This is a genomic window from Streptomyces dengpaensis, assembly GCF_002946835.1.
GTDB lineage: Bacteria > Actinomycetota > Actinomycetes > Streptomycetales > Streptomycetaceae > Streptomyces > Streptomyces dengpaensis.
Genome location: NZ_CP026652.1, coordinates 4,722,960 through 4,739,261, shown reverse-complemented (window position 1 = coordinate 4,739,261; position 16,302 = coordinate 4,722,960). Strand labels below are relative to the sequence as shown.

At 70.2% G+C, this 16,302-nt stretch carries 18 protein-coding genes and 1 pseudogene; 10 read left to right on the top strand and 9 right to left on the bottom strand.

The genetic code is table 11. From position 1 onward, the window contains the following. Positions 1 to 78: 78 nt before the first annotated feature. Positions 79 to 750: a two-component system response regulator PhoP gene (gene phoP / locus C4B68_RS22020; RefSeq protein WP_010985401.1), complete on the bottom strand. Its 672-nt coding sequence runs from the start codon at positions 748 to 750 to the stop codon at positions 79 to 81. Positions 751 to 755: 5 nt separating this feature from the next. After that, entirely contained in the window at positions 756 to 2,027 is a 1,272-nt protein-coding gene (gene phoR / locus C4B68_RS22015) for a two-component system sensor histidine kinase PhoR (protein ID WP_099503619.1), read from the bottom strand. 294 nt (positions 2,028 to 2,321) lie between these two features. Here phoR and phoU point away from each other — a divergent pair, with 294 nt between their 5' ends. The 3 genes from phoU to C4B68_RS22005 all read left to right on the top strand — a co-directional run bounded on the left by phoU (position 2,322) and on the right by C4B68_RS22005 (position 3,744). Then, a complete protein-coding gene (gene phoU, locus C4B68_RS22010; RefSeq protein WP_099503621.1) occupies positions 2,322 to 3,011 on the top strand; it encodes a phosphate signaling complex protein PhoU in 690 nt (229 codons plus the stop codon). A gap of 164 nt (positions 3,012 to 3,175) precedes the next feature. After that, positions 3,176 to 3,328: a hypothetical protein gene (locus C4B68_RS42030; RefSeq protein WP_167459138.1), complete on the top strand. Its 153-nt coding sequence runs from the start codon at positions 3,176 to 3,178 to the stop codon at positions 3,326 to 3,328. A gap of 167 nt (positions 3,329 to 3,495) precedes the next feature. Then, positions 3,496 to 3,744, top strand: a complete 249-nt coding sequence (locus C4B68_RS22005; protein ID WP_099503623.1) for an SCO4226 family nickel-binding protein — start codon at positions 3,496 to 3,498, stop codon at positions 3,742 to 3,744. A gap of 124 nt (positions 3,745 to 3,868) precedes the next feature. On the opposite strand, the gene C4B68_RS43420 is transcribed toward C4B68_RS22005, so the two are convergent. Together C4B68_RS43420 and C4B68_RS21995 are read right to left on the bottom strand one after the other, a co-directional pair. Further along, on the bottom strand, positions 3,869 to 4,015 hold the full coding sequence (locus C4B68_RS43420; protein ID WP_240634435.1) for a hypothetical protein: 147 nt from the start codon (positions 4,013 to 4,015) through the stop codon (positions 3,869 to 3,871). Positions 4,016 to 4,566: 551 nt separating this feature from the next. Then, on the bottom strand, positions 4,567 to 5,328 hold the full coding sequence (locus C4B68_RS21995; RefSeq protein WP_099503625.1) for a phosphoglyceromutase: 762 nt from the start codon (positions 5,326 to 5,328) through the stop codon (positions 4,567 to 4,569). Between the two features lie 165 nt (positions 5,329 to 5,493). On the opposite strand from C4B68_RS21995, the gene C4B68_RS21990 reads away from it, so the two are divergent. The 3 genes and pseudogenes from C4B68_RS21990 to C4B68_RS21980 all read left to right on the top strand — a co-directional run. Beyond that, positions 5,494 to 6,768, top strand: coding sequence for an MDR family MFS transporter (locus tag C4B68_RS21990; RefSeq protein WP_180289318.1), 1,275 nt, complete (start codon positions 5,494 to 5,496; stop codon positions 6,766 to 6,768). Between the two features lie 256 nt (positions 6,769 to 7,024). After that, complete coding sequence (locus tag C4B68_RS21985) at positions 7,025 to 8,146, top strand: amidinotransferase (protein WP_099503627.1); 1,122 nt, start codon at positions 7,025 to 7,027, stop codon at positions 8,144 to 8,146. An 85-nt stretch (positions 8,147 to 8,231) separates the two neighbouring features. Continuing rightward, positions 8,232 to 8,363: pseudogene (locus tag C4B68_RS21980) on the top strand (helix-turn-helix domain-containing protein); the annotation flags it as partial. A 44-nt stretch (positions 8,364 to 8,407) separates the two neighbouring features. Here C4B68_RS21980 and C4B68_RS21975 read toward each other — a convergent pair. Together C4B68_RS21975 and mshA are read right to left on the bottom strand one after the other, a co-directional pair. Then, the gene (locus C4B68_RS21975) at positions 8,408 to 8,908 is read right to left on the bottom strand and encodes a type III secretion system chaperone family protein (RefSeq protein ID WP_099503629.1); all 501 of its coding nucleotides are present in this window, start codon (positions 8,906 to 8,908) and stop codon (positions 8,408 to 8,410) included. Next, positions 8,901 to 10,238 (bottom strand): D-inositol-3-phosphate glycosyltransferase, encoded by a 1,338-nt coding sequence (gene mshA, locus C4B68_RS21970; protein WP_099503631.1) that lies wholly within the window; start codon positions 10,236 to 10,238, stop codon positions 8,901 to 8,903. The genes C4B68_RS21975 and mshA overlap by 8 nt, the downstream gene beginning before the upstream one ends. A gap of 317 nt (positions 10,239 to 10,555) precedes the next feature. On the opposite strand from mshA, the gene C4B68_RS21965 reads away from it, so the two are divergent. From C4B68_RS21965 to C4B68_RS21955, 4 genes are all read left to right on the top strand, one after another. Further along, positions 10,556 to 11,341: a class I SAM-dependent methyltransferase gene (locus C4B68_RS21965; protein ID WP_180289320.1), complete on the top strand. Its 786-nt coding sequence runs from the start codon at positions 10,556 to 10,558 to the stop codon at positions 11,339 to 11,341. A 383-nt stretch (positions 11,342 to 11,724) separates the two neighbouring features. Then, entirely contained in the window at positions 11,725 to 11,865 is a 141-nt protein-coding gene (locus tag C4B68_RS43415) for a hypothetical protein (RefSeq protein WP_240634434.1), read from the top strand. Next, entirely contained in the window at positions 11,846 to 12,787 is a 942-nt protein-coding gene (locus C4B68_RS21960; protein WP_240634433.1) for a C40 family peptidase, read from the top strand. Before C4B68_RS43415 ends, C4B68_RS21960 begins: the two co-directional genes overlap by 20 nt. A 291-nt stretch (positions 12,788 to 13,078) precedes the next feature. Beyond that, positions 13,079 to 14,407 carry a PP2C family protein-serine/threonine phosphatase gene (locus C4B68_RS21955; RefSeq protein ID WP_099503635.1) on the top strand — a complete coding sequence of 443 codons (1,329 nt, stop codon included), beginning with the start codon at positions 13,079 to 13,081 and terminating at the stop codon, positions 14,405 to 14,407. A 127-nt stretch (positions 14,408 to 14,534) separates the two neighbouring features. Here C4B68_RS21955 and C4B68_RS21950 read toward each other — a convergent pair whose 3' ends face one another. The 3 genes from C4B68_RS21950 to C4B68_RS21940 form a co-directional block, all read right to left on the bottom strand. Continuing rightward, a complete protein-coding gene (locus C4B68_RS21950; RefSeq protein WP_167459320.1) occupies positions 14,535 to 14,873 on the bottom strand; it encodes a DUF2516 family protein in 339 nt (112 codons plus the stop codon). 98 nt (positions 14,874 to 14,971) lie between these two features. Next, positions 14,972 to 15,595, bottom strand: a complete 624-nt coding sequence (locus tag C4B68_RS21945) for a hypothetical protein (protein WP_099503639.1) — start codon at positions 15,593 to 15,595, stop codon at positions 14,972 to 14,974. A gap of 89 nt (positions 15,596 to 15,684) precedes the next feature. Next, positions 15,685 to 16,230 (bottom strand): helix-turn-helix domain-containing protein, encoded by a 546-nt coding sequence (locus tag C4B68_RS21940; RefSeq protein WP_099503641.1) that lies wholly within the window; start codon positions 16,228 to 16,230, stop codon positions 15,685 to 15,687. Between the last annotated feature and the right edge of the window lie 72 nt (positions 16,231 to 16,302).

Below are 16,302 nucleotides of genomic sequence, written 5' to 3'. Positions count from 1 at the left end.
TCCTACCAACGCTCCACAGGCGTTTAACCTCTCCGTCCACCCGACGGCGAGGGTTACTTACCGTAGCGGATTGGCGACTTAGGGCTCAAATTTGTAGCCGAGACCGCGCACCGTGACCAGGTACCTCGGCGCCCCCGGGTCCGGCTCGATCTTCGCGCGGAGCCGCTTCACGTGGACGTCGAGCGTCTTGGTGTCGCCGACGTAGTCGGCGCCCCAGACCCGGTCGATGAGCTGCATACGGGTCAGGACGCGCCCGGCGTTGCGGAGCAGCATCTCCAGGAGGTCGAACTCCTTCAGGGGGAGGTCGACCTTGGAGCCGGAGACGGTGACCACGTGGCGGTCGACGTCCATGCGGACGGGCCCGGCCTCCAGGGCGGCGGGAGTGACCTCCTCCGGCTCCCCGCGGCGGCGCAGGACGGCCCGGATACGGGCGACCAGCTCGCGGGAGGAGAAGGGCTTGGTGACGTAGTCGTCGGCTCCTATTTCCAGCCCGACGACCTTGTCGATCTCGCTGTCCTTGGCGGTGACCATGATCACCGGGACGTTGGAGCGGCCGCGCAGCTGGCGGCACACCTCCGTGCCGGGCAGCCCCGGCAGCATCAGGTCGAGGAGGACGAGGTCGGCGCCGTTGCGCTCGAACTCGTCGAGTCCGTCGGGCCCGGTGGTCGCGATGGCGACCTCGAAGCCCTCCTTGCGGAGCATGTACGACAGGGCGTCGGAGAAGGACTCCTCGTCCTCGACGACGAGCACACGGGTCACGGAAGGACCTCCGGGGCAGGAAGCGGTTCGTACGGGGATGTGACGGTGGTCGTCCCGTCGGGCTGCCCGGTCTCGCCCTCTGCGTCGAGTCCGGGCATGTCGTGGTCGGTCACGCGGGCCGCGCCCGCCTCCGGGAGCCGCAGCGTGAACGTGGAGCCCTGGCCTTCGGAGCTCCACACCGTGACCTCCCCGGCGTGCGAGGCGGCCACGTGTTTGACGATCGCGAGACCGAGGCCCGTACCGCCTGTTTGGCGGGAACGAGCCGGGTCGACGCGGTAGAAGCGCTCGAAGATGCGCTCCTTGTCCTTGTCGGAGATGCCGATTCCCTGGTCGGTCACGGCGATCTCGATGAGGTCTCCGCCGGACGCGGTCACCCGGCGCGCGGCTATACCCACACGAGTGCGGGCCGGTGAGTAGTTGACGGCGTTCTCGACAAGGTTTCCGAGGGCGGCGGCCAGCTCTCCGCGGTTCCCCCAGATGCTCAGGTCGGCGGTGCCGCCCGCGGCCATGGTGATCTGCTTGGTGCCGGCCTGGTGGCGGCAGCGGTCGATCGCCTCGGCGACGAGTTCGTCGACCCTTACGGGCTCGGCGTCCTCGAGCGGGTCGTCGTTCTGCACCCTCGACAGGTCGATGAGCTCCTGTACGAGGTTGGTGAGCCGGGTGGCCTCTATCTGCATGCGCCCGGCGAAGCGCTCGACGGCCTCCGGGTCGTCCGAGGCGTCCATGACGGCTTCGGAGAGCAGGGAGAGCGCGCCGACGGGCGTCTTCAGCTCGTGGCTCACGTTCGCGACGAAGTCGCGTCGTACGGCTTCGATGCGGCGGGCCTCGGTGAGGTCCTCGACGAGGAGCAGCACGAGCCGCGACCCGAGGGGCGCGACGCGAGCGGAGACGGCGAGGGCCTCCCCTCGTCCGGTCCCCCGCCTCGGCAGGTCCAGCTCCACCTGACGTATCTCCCCGTCACGACGGGTGTCACGCGCCATCTGGAGCATCGGTTCGACGGCGAGTTTGCCGCCGCGGACGAGCCCGAGGGCGTACGCGGCGGAGCTGGCCTTGACGACGGCGTCCGCCTCGTCGAGTACGACGGCCGAGGACCGGAGTACGGACAGCACGGTGTCCACGCCTGGCGGAAGCACCGGGTCCGTGTGCAGGGAAGTGCGGGTCGGGCGTTTCTGGTCGCGTTCGCTCCAGCGGAACGCCAGCATGGCGATGACGCCGGTGAGCACTCCGGCGATCGCAGCCGCTGCGGCGACCGCCGCGTTCACGTCCATGCATCCAGGTTAGGCATGCCGTCAGGGCTGCCCACAGCCATCCGGGTGCGAGCTTGAACACTCGTCGCCCAGAGTTCACCCAGGAGCTAGGGTTGGTTCATTTGGGGTGACGGAAACGGACGCGTACGGGCCGGAACGTGGGAGCGTGGGGTTCACGGGGCCTGGCCGGACGTCGGGGCCCAGCGGCCCAGGGAGCGCGCTCGCGCTTCCCCGGAGCAGCTCAGCCTGCGGACTCCGCGAAGCTGACGCACGAGCCCCCCGGACCCCGAAGCCGACGTAAGAGAGGGACACCCAATGCGGGACGCGTACCACGAGGAACTTGACTCGATCGGCGAGGGCCTGGTCGAGATGGCCCGGCTCGTCGGGTCGGCGATCGGGCGCGCCACGACGGCCATCCTCGACTCCGACCTGAAGCTGGCCGAGAGCGTGATCGCGGCCGACCAGAAGGTCGACGATCTTCAGCACGAGCTGGAGGCCCGGGCGATAGCCCTGCTGGCGCGCCAGCAGCCGGTGGCGACGGACCTCCGTATCGTCGTCACCTCGCTGCGCATGTCGGCGGACCTGGAGCGCTCCGGCGACCTGGCCCAGCACGTCGCGAAGCTGGCCCGGCTGCGCTTCCCCGAGCGCGCGGTCCCGCAGGACCTGCACGCCACGATCCTGGAGATGGGCCAGCTCGCCCAGCGCCTGATGGCCAAGGCGGCCGAGGTCGTCGTCACCAAGGACGTCGACCTGGCGCTCCAGCTGGAGCAGGACGACGACGAGATGGACCTCCTGCACCGCACCCTGTTCCAGCACCTGCTGGACGACCGCTGGAAGCACGGCATAGAGACCGCCGTCGACGTCACCCTCCTCGGCCGCTACTACGAGCGTTTCGCCGACCACGCGGTGGCCGTCGCCAAGCGGGTCGTGTTCCTGGTGACGGGCGAGCACGCCGACGAGCTCCAGCAGGACATTCAGCCGGTCACGGGGGTGGAGGGGGCCTGAGCCCTGCTCCCGGCCCGCTCCGGGCCCGATCCGGGGGGCGCGCGGAAGCCTCAGTGCGCCGAGCGTGCGCCGTTGATGCGCCCGCCCGACTGGGCATGCAATGGGCAACAGGGGCTGTGCGGCGCAGTGTGCCTCGCACGCCCTCGTGCCTGAAGGAGGGACCCATGGCCGAATCCCCCAGCACGCCCGACCCGACGCAGTCCCGCGACACCGAGCAGCCCGCGGAAACGAAAAGCCTCCCGCTGCTCGGCGCCTGCGGCTGCGGCTCCGGGTGCCAGTGCGGTTGCCAGTCCGGCAACCCGTGCCAGTGCGGCTGACCGCGTACGACGCCGAAGGGCCCCGCTACTTGTAGCGGGGCCCTTCGGCATGTGGGCCGCCGCGCGGGTCGACCCCGCCGCCCAACGGGCGCAGCATGGGGGGAGGGAGAGGGAGCGGGCGGGAAACGCGTAAGGACGCGAGAGTCGCGTAAGGAGGTGACGAAGCCATGACAAAGTTCATGGACGTCCACCACGGGATGACGGGCATCACGGCCGAGCAGCTGAGGCAGGCGCACCAGGCCGACCTCGCCATCGAGAAGGAAGAAGGCGTGCACTTCGAGAGGGCCTGGGCGGACCCGGCCTCCGGCACGGTGTACTGCCTCTCCGAGGCCCCCTCGGCCGAGGCGGTCCAACGCATCCACACACGCACCGGCCACACAGCGGACGAGATCCATCCGGTCCCCCTGACTGTGTGACCGAAGTCCGCATCACCTTGTGACGGTCAGCCCTGGTCGGCCCGGACCACGCAGGGGCCCTGCCCACGGGAAGCCCGTGGGCAGGGCCCCTGCAGTGCCGCTTTCGCTGACTTCGCCGCAAGTTTCAAATCAGTGGTGCTGCGCGGCGGATCACGTCCACGACGTACTGCGCCTGTGCCGCGTGGGCCCACAGCCGCACCGGCCCCTCGGACGATTCGCACTCGATCACCAGGGCACCGGCTGGGAGCCACCACACTTCGCGGAACGTCATGCTGCGTGCGCGGACAAAGCGCAGATCAGCCGGGAGTTCACGCAGACGAGTCCACAACCGGCGAGGCTCCCATCGGAACTCCTGTATCGGCTCCCCACATCCGGCCGGTTGTTACCGACCGGGAGGAAGACCGCTTCCCCCGCATCGGCCCGCGCAGCGGTCCGCTTCACCCGCCGTCGTACGATCTAGTTCCCGATCGGCGTGCCGACGAGAACGCAGAGTGCCGTCGTCATGCGCGAAGCACATCAGACGGCCCTTGCTGGTCACGGCGGTGGACGTGTACGTCTGAGGGGTCGTCATCGGTCATCGTCGGCTGCTGTCGAGCGGCCTCGGACGGCCCAGAGACGGCCCAGCGGTGGTGCACACGAGCGGCATCAGCCGACCGATGCGGCGCGCCACTCCGCGGTGATACACCCCTCTTCCATGTCCCACCACTCCTTGGCAACACCGTGCTTGAGCAACCGTTGCACTGGCCCAGCGAGGGCCCGAGAGCATCAAAAAAGCCCCCTACCTGCGAGGAAACCGCAGGCAGGGGGCTTACTGATGTGGGCTTACTTCTTCTTGCCCTGGTTCTTGACCGCCTCGATGGCCGCCGCGGCGGCCTCCGGGTCGAGGTACGTGCCGCCGGGGTTGAGCGGCTTGAAGTCGGCGTCGAGTTCGTAGACCAGCGGGATGCCCGTCGGGATGTTCAGGCCCGCGATGTCGGCGTCGGAGATGCCGTCGAGGTGCTTGACGAGGGCGCGCAGGCTGTTGCCGTGGGCCGCGATCAGGACGGTGTGGCCGTCGAGCAGGTCCGGGACGATGTCGTCGTACCAGTAAGGGAGCATGCGGCCGACGACGTCCTTCAGGCACTCCGTCTGGGGGCGCAGCTCGGGCGGGAGATCCGCGTAACGCGGGTCGGAGAACTGGGAGTACTCCGCGTCGCGGGCCAGCGGCGGCGGGGGCGTGTCGTACGAGCGGCGCCACAGCATGAACTGCTCCTCGCCGAACTCGGCGAGGGTCTGGGCCTTGTCCTTGCCCTGGAGGGCGCCGTAGTGGCGCTCGTTCAGGCGCCAGGAGCGGTGGACCGGGATCCAGTGGCGGTCGGCGGCCTCGAGGGCGAGCTGCGCGGTGCGGATCGCGCGCTTCTGAACCGAGGTGTGGACCACGTCGGGCAGCAGGCCGGCGTCCTTGAGCAGCTCACCGCCGCGGACTGCCTCCTTCTCGCCCTTCTCGTTGAGATTGACGTCCACCCATCCGGTGAACAGGTTCTTCGCGTTCCATTCGCTCTCGCCGTGGCGGAGGAGGATCAGCTTGTACGGTGCGTCGGCCATGTGTCCGAGCGTAATGGAAGCCTTCGTCCCCGCGCGCGCCTGCCCGCGGGCCGGACAGTTGACGGCATCTGTTAATTGAGTGGCCCGCCGGGACCGGCCGGCCGTAAGTTGTGATCACTGCTTGAGCCGCTTACTTAGTGCCGTACACATCCGTGGGGGATCCCTATGTCGCTCGCCGTCCTGAGACGCGCCGCCCGAGAGACCGTCTCCGGACTTCCCCGCGAGTTCTGGTGGCTGTGGACCAGCACCCTCGTCAACCGGCTGGGCGCCTTCGTCGCCACCTTCATGGCGCTGTACCTGACTCTGGACCGCGGGTACTCCGCCTCTTACGCCGGTCTGGTCGCCTCGCTCCACGGGCTCGGCGGGGTCATCTCCTCGCTCGGCGGGGGCGTCATGAGCGACCGGCTCGGGCGGCGGCCCACGCTGCTGGTCGCGCAGTTGTCGACGGCCCTCTCCGTCGCGCTGCTGGGCTTCATGCACCATCCGGTCGCGATCGCCGCGGTCGCCTTCCTGGTGGGCATGGCCTCGAACGCCTCCCGGCCCGCCGTGCAGGCGATGATGGCCGACATCGTCCGGCCCGAGGACCGCGTCCGCGCGTTCTCCCTCAACTACTGGGCCATCAACCTCGGTTTCGCCGTCTCCGCCATGGCGGCCGGTTTCATCGCCGAGTTCAGCTACCTCGCGGGCTTCCTCATCGAGGCCGGCATGACCCTCGCCTGTGCGCTCGTCGTCTTCGCGAAGCTGCCGGAGTCCAGGCCCGTACGCGTCGCCAAGGAAGCGGAACCCGAGGTCGGCCTCGGCACGGTGCTGCGCGACGGGCGCTTCATGACCGTCGTCGGGCTGTCCTTCCTCGTCGCCCTCGTCTTCCAGCAGGGCGCCGTCGGCCTTCCGGTCGCGATGGGCGAGGCGGGCTTCACCCCGGCCGACTACGGCCTGGCGGTCGCCGTCAACGGCGTACTCATCGTCGTGCTCCAGATGCCGGTCACCCGTTTCATCGAGCACCGGGATCCGAAGCGACTGCTCGTCGTCTCGTCCCTGCTGGCCGGGTACGGCTTCGGTCTCACCGCCTTCGCCGGCTCGGTCGGCGCCTTCGCCCTCACCGTCTGCGTGTGGACGCTGGCGGAGATCGTCAACGCGCCGACGCAGACCGGCCTCGTCGTCCGTCTCTCTCCCGTGCACGGGCGCGGGCGCTACCAGGGCATGTACACCCTGTCCTGGTCCCTCGCCGCGCTCGTCGCGCCCTTGATGTCCGGCGTCGTCATCGACCGGTTCGGCGCGGCATGGCTGTGGGGACTGTGCGCGGTGGTCGGCACGGCGGCGGGCGTGGGATACGAGGTGCTGATGCGGCGGCTGCCGAAGGAGGAAGCCGGCCCGGCCGAGCAGTCGCCCGCCTCGGCGTCGGAGTCTGTGCCGGCACAGGCGGCCCGACAGGAAGCCTGACGTCCTGCGGGGCTGGGCTTCGGCCGGACACGGACAGCCCCGCAACGCCACCTTGAGTAAGTTTGGGGATACTACGGGTCACTGACTTCTGCGATCGAAAGCGGTCGAGCATGGCGGTTGTGCGGATGCCCGGCATCCTGACGGCGGCGGCAGGCGGTTCTGCCCTTGGGCGGGCTTCGGCGGCAGGCAATGCGGTCCCTACGTGGGCTTCGGCGGCAGGCAATGCCGCCCCTACGTGGGCCATGGACGACGCGTGATGCCGACGCCCTCCACCACGACCGAAAACGCCGCAGAACCCCTCGTTTCGCCGGTCAGCTCACACAACGAGTGGGACCCTCTGGAGGAGGTCATCGTCGGGCGCCTCGAGGGCGCGACGATCCCCTCCAACCATCCGGCCGTGACCTGCAACATCCCACCCTGGGCGGCGCGGCTGCAGCGGGTTGCCGCCGGCTTCAGGTATCCGCGCACGCTGATCGAGCCGGCGCAGCAAGAGCTCGATCAGTTCGTAGCTCTCCTGCAGTCCCTCGGCATCACGGTCACGCGCCCGGACGCGGTCGACCACAGGCAACGTTTCGGCACCCCCGACTGGTCGTCGCGCGGTTTCTGCAACACCTGTCCGCGCGACAGCATGCTCGTCATCGGCGACGAGATCATCGAGACCCCGATGGCCTGGCCGTGCCGGTATTTCGAGACCCACTCCTATCGCGCGATCCTCAAGGACTACTTCCGGCGCGGCGCGCGCTGGACGGCCGCGCCGAAGCCGCAGCTCACCGACGCGCTGTTCGAGGCGGATTTCCGCACCCCCGAGGGCGGCGAACCCATGCGCTACATCCTCACCGAGTTCGAGCCGGTGTTCGACGCGGCGGATTTCGTCCGCGCAGGACGCGACCTGTTCGTCACGCGGAGCAATGTCACCAACCGCATGGGCATCGACTGGCTGCGCCGCCACCTCGGACCTGGCTACCGCATCCACGAGATCGAGAGCCGCTGCCGAACGCCCATGCACATCGACACGACGTTCCTCCTGCTCGCGCCCGGCAAGGTACTGGTCAATCCCGAGTACATCGATGTCGACCGCCTGCCCGACGTCCTGAGCTCGTGGGACATCCTGATCGCCCCCGAGCCCAACCCGATCAACGAACGCTTGCTCAAGATCGCCTCGATCTGCGGCACATGGCTCAGCATGAACATTCTCATGATCGACGAGAAACGGGTGATCGCGGAGCGGCATCACACCGACATGCTGCGCGCGCTCGAGAAATGGGGGTTCGAGCCCATCCCGTGCGACCTGCTGCACTACGCGCCGTTCGGCGGCTCATTCCATTGCGCGACGCTCGATATCCGGCGTCGCGGCACGCTCGAATCGTATTTCCCCTGATCGGTCTCCCCTGATCGGGCCACCGACTTCGGTCACGGATGCATCCGCGCCCCCCTCGCACGCATCTCGGCGAGGACCTGATCGGGCCCGCCCGTCCGAAGTCGCCGCGGCCTGCGGCTTCTACGACCAGTCCCATCTGACGCGCCACTTCAAGCGGCTGGTGGGGGTGCCTCCGGGGCGGTACGCACAAAGGGCCGGCGGCCGGACGGGACTCTGAGCCGGGACGGGGATGCGCAAGGGCCAATCACGCTGTGCCGGAGGTCAGTTGGCGGGGCGTTGGGTCAGGTGAGTGAACGCGTCGAGGTTGCGGGTCGACTCGCCCCGGGACACCCGCCAGGCGTACTCCTTGCGGATCGCGGAGGCGAAACCGAGCTCAAGGAGGGTGTTGAACGAGCCGTCGGCGGCTTCCAGGACCGAGCCGAGCAGCCGGTCGATCTCGTCGGGGGTGACGGCGGCCAGCGGCAGTTTTCCGGTCACATAGATGTCGCCGAGGGGATCGACCGCGTAACTCACCCCGTACAGCTTGAGGTTGCGCTCCAGGAGCCAGCGGTGCACTCCCGGTTCGTTCTCGTCCGGGTGGCGGATCACGAAGGCGTTGAGCGACAGGGAGTGCCTGCCGACGATCAGTGAGACCGTCGTCGACAGCTTGCGGGTGCCTGGGAGCTTCACCACGTAGTGGCCGGGCTCCGGGCTTTCCCACTCGAGCTCGGCGTCCTTGAGGACCCCCTCGATGACCTGTGCCGCCTGCTGTACGTCAGCCATGGAGGGAGGGTACGCGACGCCGGTGGGCCTGCATCGCCGCCGTGTACACGTCCGCCGTCGCCGCGGCCGCGGTGTCCCAGCCGAAACGCTCCGCGTGGCGCGCGGCGGCCGCGCCCATCCGGGCCGGGAGCGTCTCGTCGTCCGCGAAATCGCGCAGCACGCGCGCGTAGTCGACGGGATTGTGCCCGGGGACGAGGAAGCCGGTCTCCCGGTCGCGCACGGCGACCGACAACCCGCCGACCTCGGCCGCGAGCACCGGCGTACCGGCCGCCTGCGCCTCGATGGCGACCAGGCCGAAGGACTCGCTGTACGAGGGCATGACCAGCACCGACGCCGCCCGGAACCAGTCCGCGAGCTGCTCCTGCCTGACGGGCGGCCGGAAGCGTACGACGTCGGCGATACCGAGCCGCGCGGCGAGCTTCTGCAGCCCCTCGGGCTTGGCGAGGCCGCTGCCGCTGGGACCGCCCACTACGGGGACGACGATGTTGCCGCGCAGCTCGGGGCGCTGGTCGAGCAGGACGGCGACCGCGCGCAGCAGCACGTCGGGGGCCTTCAGGGGCTGTATCCGGCCCGCGAAGAGGGGGATCAGGGCGTCCTGCGGGAGTCCGAGGCGGGCGCGGGCGGCGGCGCGGCCGTCGGCCGGGCGGAAGCGGTCCAGGTTCACGCCCGGGTGGACGACGGCGACCTTGCCGGGGTCGGCCTCGTAGTGGCGTACGAGTTCGCCGGCCTCTTCGGCGGTGTTGGCGATGAGGCGGTCGGCGGCGCGCACGATCTGGGTCTCGCCGATGACGCGGGCGGCGGGTTCGGGCGTGTCGCCCTCGGCGAGCGCGGCGTTCTTGACCTTGGCCATGGTGTGCATCGCGTGCACCAGGGGCGTGCCCCAGCGCTCGGCGGCGAGCCAGCCGACCTGGCCGGAGAGCCAGTAGTGGGAGTGCACGAGGTCGTAGTAGCCGGGGCGGTGACCGGCCCAGGCCTGCATGACGCCGTGGGTGAAGGCGCACAGCTGGGCGGGCAGGTCCTCCTTGGCGAGACCTTCGTAGGGGCCGGCGTCGACGTGCCGGACGAGGACGCCGGGAGCGAGCTCGACGGTCGGCGGCAGGGCGGCTGTGGTGGCCCGCGTGAAGATCTCGACCTCGATGTTGATCGCGGCGAGGCGCTGGGCGAGCTCCACGATGTAGACGTTCATGCCGCCCGCGTCGCCCGTGCCGGGCTGGTGCAGCGGCGAGGTGTGGACGGAGAGCATCGCTACACGACGGGGCCTGCGGTGCAGCCTGAGCCGTGCGGACGCCGTCGGGGAGCGACGCCCGAGCCTGCTGACGTACTGGCTCACGTGGCGGTCCTCTCGCTGCGGGCATGCCGACCAGAGGGCACCGGGAGCCCTCCAGAGGAGGGAACGCCGGAGGTGGCCGCTCCATTTCCTCTTTGATCATCTTTGCCGAATCATTACCGCTGGTCGCTCAACCGTTCGATGGCGAGGGGCGTCGACTTGCGGGCGCGGCCCGTTTTCCACAGGCGCAGCTGGGCGGCCCGGAGGTTATCCACAGGCGCGCACGGCCCTCGCCGGAGCCGCCTACTCTCGTACGCATGACAACCCGCGCAGCGTCCCTCCCCCACTCTCGGCTTCGCTCGAGCGGGGGCACCCCCATCGTGGGTACGGTGACGCGCGGGACCACGAACCCCAACCGCCTGCGTCGCATGGACCGCTGGATCGCCGCGACGCACGGCGCCGAACTGCGCCGCGCCGGCGCCCCGGTGGCGGTCGACCTCGGATACGGCGCCGCGCCCTGGACGGCGGTCGAGCTGCTGACACGGCTGCGCACCTCCGCTCCCCGCACGCACGTGGTGGGCGTCGAGATCGAACCGGCCCGGGTCGCCGCCGCGCGGCCGTACGAGCGCGAGGGCCTCGTCTTCCGGCACGGCGGATTCGAAGTGCCGGTGCAGGGCAGCCCGACCCTCATCCGCGCGGCGAACGTGCTGCGCCAGTACGACGAGGACCAGGTCGCCGAGGTCTGGCGGCGCCTGTGCGCACGCCTCGCACCGGTGGGCCCGGGCTCCCGGGGCGGTCTGCTCGTCGAGGGCACGTGCGACGAGATCGGCCGCCGGCACGTCTGGGTCGCCCTCGGCCCGGAGGGCCCGCGCACGGTCACCTTCGCCACCCGCCTCGGCTCCCTGGACCGCCCGTCCGACCTCGCCGAACGCCTGCCGAAGGCCCTCATCCACCGCAACGTCCCGGGCGAGCCCGTGCACGCCTTCCTGCGCGACTTCGACCGCGCCTGGGCGGCCGCCGCGCCCTACGCCGCGTACGGCGCACGGCAGCGCTGGATACGCACGGTCCGCGACCTGGCGGCCCACTGGCCGGTGACGGACGGGGAGACGCGCTGGCGGCAGGGCGAAGTCACGCTGCGCTGGGAGGCGTTGGCGCCCCGGACGTGACCCGCCGCCGGTACCTGCCGGCCGAGCGGCAGCGGGCGTGGCCCGCCTACGCACCGGTCGCGGACGGCAGTGGGACGCGACCGGCGGAAGCGGCCGGCAGACCACCAACGCGCGGCCGGCGGAAGCGGCCTGGGCACCGCCGACGCGTGACCCGCGGGGAACGATCGTGGTGAGTCGCACGTCACACAGCCGGGGGGATGAGATCGACATGCCGAAGCGGGCCTGGGGGAAGGGAGTTCTTGCCCGCCTCTGTCGCCTTGCGCGCCGACATGGCACGATCCCCCAGGTGTGCGTAAGTTACTGACGGTAAATCAGTTTGGGGGCAGAGCAATGGGATCCGGCAAGCGGAGCCTGACCACGATGGCCATGGCCCTGGCCTGCGCATGCGCCTGCGCGGTGCTGGCAACACCCGGCGTGGCGTACGCGAACGCGACGCCGACAACGCCCCGGACACCCGCTCCGACAACGCCGACAGCACCAACGCCGACGCCGACGCCGACGCCCGTGAGCAACAAGGAAATTGAAGCGGTCCGCAAGAAGCTGGACAAGCTCTACCGCGAGGCGGCGGTGGCCACGGACGCGTACAACGCGGCGGAGGAGAAGGCCCAGAAGCAGTCCGCCGAGATCGTCGATCTGGCCCGCGAGATCGTCAAGGGCCAGGCGAAGCTGGACGATTTGAAGGACCGTGCGGGCGCCGCGGCCCGCGCGCAGTACCGCGGCGGCGGGCTGCCGCCCGAGGCCCAGCTGTGGCTGACCGACGACCCGCAGGAGTTCCTGGACGGCGCGGGCCGCGCGCGGCAGGGCGAACACGCGACCAAGGGGCTGCTCGCCGAGATGGCGCGCACCCAGCAGGACTTGAAGCAGTACGCGAAGGACGCCTCCGCGCAATGGAAGAAGCTGGAGGCCAACCGCAAGGCCAAGGCCGAGGCCAAGAAGAAGATCAAGGAGCGGATCGCCGCCGCCGAGAAGCTGGAATCCCAGCTGGAGAAGGACGAGAAGGAGCGGCTGGCGAAGCTGGAGGAGGAGGCCGCCTACCAGGCGCAGACCGCCTGGCTGAGCTCCGGAGTCCTCGCGGAGATCAACGGCAGGGCGTCCGAGCAGGGCAAGCGGGCCGTGAAGTACGCGACCAAGCAGGTCGGCAAGCCGTACGTGTGGGGCGCCGAGGGCCCGGGGTCGTACGACTGCTCGGGGCTGACCTCCCAGGCCTGGGCGTCTGCCGGACAGGCCATCCCCCGCACCTCGCAGGAACAGTGGAAGCAGCTCGACCGCGTCGACATCAAGGACATGCGCCCCGGCGACCTGATCATCTACTTCGACGACGCCAGCCATGTCGGGATGTACGTGGGCGACGGCGCGATCGTCCACGCCCCCCGGCCGGGTCGGACGGTGACGATCGCGGGGGCGGGTTCGATGCCGATCCTGGGGGTCGTACGGCCGGACGCGTGACGCCTCACACGCGGGGGCGGCAGCGGCGTACCCCCGCGTGACCCACAGCACGTGATGGAGCACACGGTTGCCTTCCCCAGGCAACCCCGGGGACGTGACGTTCGTCATCCCGGGGGAGCCCGCAACCTGTCCAAGTGCGGTACAGGATGCGGCATATGACAGTGGCCGATTGCCAGACGCCGTGCCGCGTGCCATTCCATTGCGGCACCGGCTGCCGCTATGGTCCCCGTCGGTGGGTCGAGGTCCTTCGCCCCGCCACGCCCTCGGGGGGAGGGAAGGAAGACCCAGACGATGCCCGTACCCGTACCTCGGCAGCGAGCGATCCCGGCCGCGGAGAGTGTTCAGGCTCAAGGCGCGTTCTCACCCGGCGGCCCCTCCGGAGCCTCGACCGACGGTCCGACCGGGGCAGCATCGGTGCCCCGCGCCTCGGCCCTGACAGACAGCACCACCAGCCTGACCCTGCTGGTCATAGAAGACGACCCTGGCGGTTTGCTCAGCGTGCCCGAGATGCTCGACGCCGCGGGCAAACCGATCCGTATCCGTACCGCCCGCAACCTCACCGAGGCCGAGCGGCTGCTCACCGACGACGTCCACTGCATCCTGCTCGACCTCGCGCTTCCGGCGCCCGGCCGGGCCACCGACAGCAACGACGAGCTGACCACGCTCAAGCACGTGCTGCGGCTCGCGCCCCGGCACGCCGTCCTCGCGCTCACCGCGTCCGGGGACTCCGAGCGGGGCGCGGAGGCGGTGCGCGTCGGCGCCCAGGACTACCTTGTCCGCGAGGAGCTGGACGGCCGGCTGCTGAGCCGCGCGATCCGCTACGCGGTGGAGAGGAAACGTTCCGACACGGCCGAGCGACGGCTCACCGAGTCCAGGCTGCACGCCCAGGAGAACGCTCGCCTGGAGCGCGGGCTGCTGCCGACCCCCCTCCTGGACGGCTCTCCGCTGCGCTTCGCCGCGCGCTACCGCCCGGGCCGCTCCCGCGCGCTGCTCGGCGGCGACTTCTACGACACCGTCCGTACGCCCGACGGCACCGTGCACGCGATGATCGGCGACGTCTGCGGGCACGGGCCCGACGAGGCGGCGCTCGGCGTGGAGCTGCGTATCGCCTGGCGCGCGCTGACCTTCGCGGGCCTGTGCGGCGACGAGCTGCTCTCGACGCTCCAGCAGGTCCTGGAGCACGAGCGCGACAACGAAGAGATCTTCGCGACGCTCTGCACCGTGGACATCGCACCGGACGGCCGCCGCGCCGGGCTCTGCCTGGCCGGCCACCCGTCCCCGCTGATCGCCCGCCCGGGCCGGCCGGCCGAACTGCTGCCGTACGACAACAACGGCCCCGCGCTCGGCCTGCTGCCGCACGCCCGCTGGCCGCGCATGCAGGTGGAGCTGGGCGCCGCCTGGAGCCTGATGCTCTACACCGACGGTCTGATCGAGGGACACGTCGGCGACGGCCGGGAGCGCCTCGGCCAGGACGGCATGGTGGACATGGTCCGCCGCCAGCTGGTCCAGGGCCTCCAGGGCGAGGAGCTGCTGCGCGCGGCGGTGAACGAGGTGCGCGAGCTCAACGGCGGGGAGCTGACAGACGACGTGGCGGTGCTGTTGCTGGACAGGAGGCCGTAAGCGCCGTACGCGGCCGGGTCAGGCTTCCCGTAGTGGCTATCCGGACGGGTTTTCCGGGTGGCCTTACCGTGCGCGCGTCAGGTCCGGCTTTCCCGGGTGGGCCGGGTGGGCCATGGGCCGGATGGGCTCAGCGTCCGCCGTTGTACGGCCCGTACGGTCCGTCGCTGCTGGAGCCGCGGCGGCCGCCCCCGCCGCCGGAGACCTGCTTCAGCGCGGGGCGTACGTCCACGATGTAGACGATGCTCGCGATGACGCCGATGACCGGCAGAAACGACAGGATCGAGAACAGGTAGCTCACCACGAGGGCGATACCGAGGATGAGCAGCCAGAACATCTTGTTCTGCTTGTCCGCGGCACGGAACGCGTCGTCGCGCCGGAACGCGGCGTCGAACAGCCCGAACGCGGCGAGGGCCATGAGGACGATCTTCAAGATGCCCATGAACCCCGCGAAGCCCAACATCATCATGCTGTCCACCGCCCGTTCCTGCCGACTCCTACGCGGCCACCGTACCCGTAGAACGGGCCGGGAACCCCAGGGGTGCCGGGCCCGTTCCACCGCTTCGTCTACTTCGCCGGCGGCGTGGTCTTCTTCGCCGTGACCTTCCTGGCCGGGGCCTTCTTCGCGGTGACCTTCCTGGCCGGGGCGGGCTCGGCGGCGGTCTGGGCCGGCGTCTCCTCGGCCTCGGCCTCGTCCGGCTCGGCCTTCGGCTCGACGGCGACGGCCAGTTCCTCGATCTCCTCGGCGGCCTCGCCGCGCCAGGTCTTCACGGTCTGCTCGCCGTGCTCGGCGACCTTCTCGTACGTCTCCCGGGCCTTCACGGCGTACTCGGCGGCGACGCCGACACCGCGCAGGGCGAAGTCCTGAGCGGACTCACCGAGCTTCTTCAGGTCGGAGTCCAGGGTGGTGCCGAGCTTCTTGATGTCCGCGTCGAGGGTGCTGATGAACTCCGTCACCTTGGCCTGGATGGTCTCCTGTGCCTCCTTGGCGCGGGCGGTGGCCTTCTCCTGGACGGCGTTCGGGTCGATGTTCTTCACGGTCTCGATGCGCGCCGGGGCCTCGGCGCGGATCTGCTCCACGATGCCGGGGACCTTCTTGGCCTGCTGGACGGCCAGGTCGGCACTGCCGGCGAGGAAGTAGAGGGGCGTCGGGTCCGTGGCGGCCTTGCGGATGTCGTCGGTGATGGCCATGGCGATGGTCCTCCGGTATTCGCGTTCAGCTGAGGGTTTTGGTGATCAGCGGCGAGACCGGCCGGTCGGCGGTCGTTCTGGCGTGCTGGTCAACTGGCGGTCTGCTGCGGATCGGCGTCGCTGCCGTCGGCCGTGCGGGGGCCGGAGGCGGCGGGGTCCGGTATGTCCTGGTCCGTACGTATGCCGGGGCCGGCGGTGCGCGTGCCGTCGCCATGTGCGTCGGTGCCGGGCGCCTCGGTGCCGGGCGCCTCGGCCCCGTGAGCGCCCTCGCCCGCCTGGGCGATCTCGAACCCGTTCTCCTTGCGGAAGGACTCGTAGATCTGGAGCAGCACCTGCTTCTGCCGCTCGTTCAGCGTGGGATCCGCGAGGATGGCGGCGCGCGTCTCCACCTCGTCCCGGTCCCGCTCGGCGTCGAGGATGCCGGCCCGCACGTACAGCGTCTCGGCGGAGATCCGCAGGGCCTTGGCGACCTGCTGCAGCACCTCCGCGCTCGGCTTGCGCAGCCCGCGCTCGATCTGGCTCAGATACGGATTGGACACGCCGGCGGCATCGGCGAGCTGCCGCAGCGACAGCTGCGCGCTGCGCCGCTGTTCCCGCAGATACTCACCAAGATTGCCGACGTTGAGCGATGCCATGCCCCCACCTTGCCGCACTCCCGCTAACAATTGCAAGCACTCGCTTGCAAAAGTGCGCCACGCTGTGTCCGT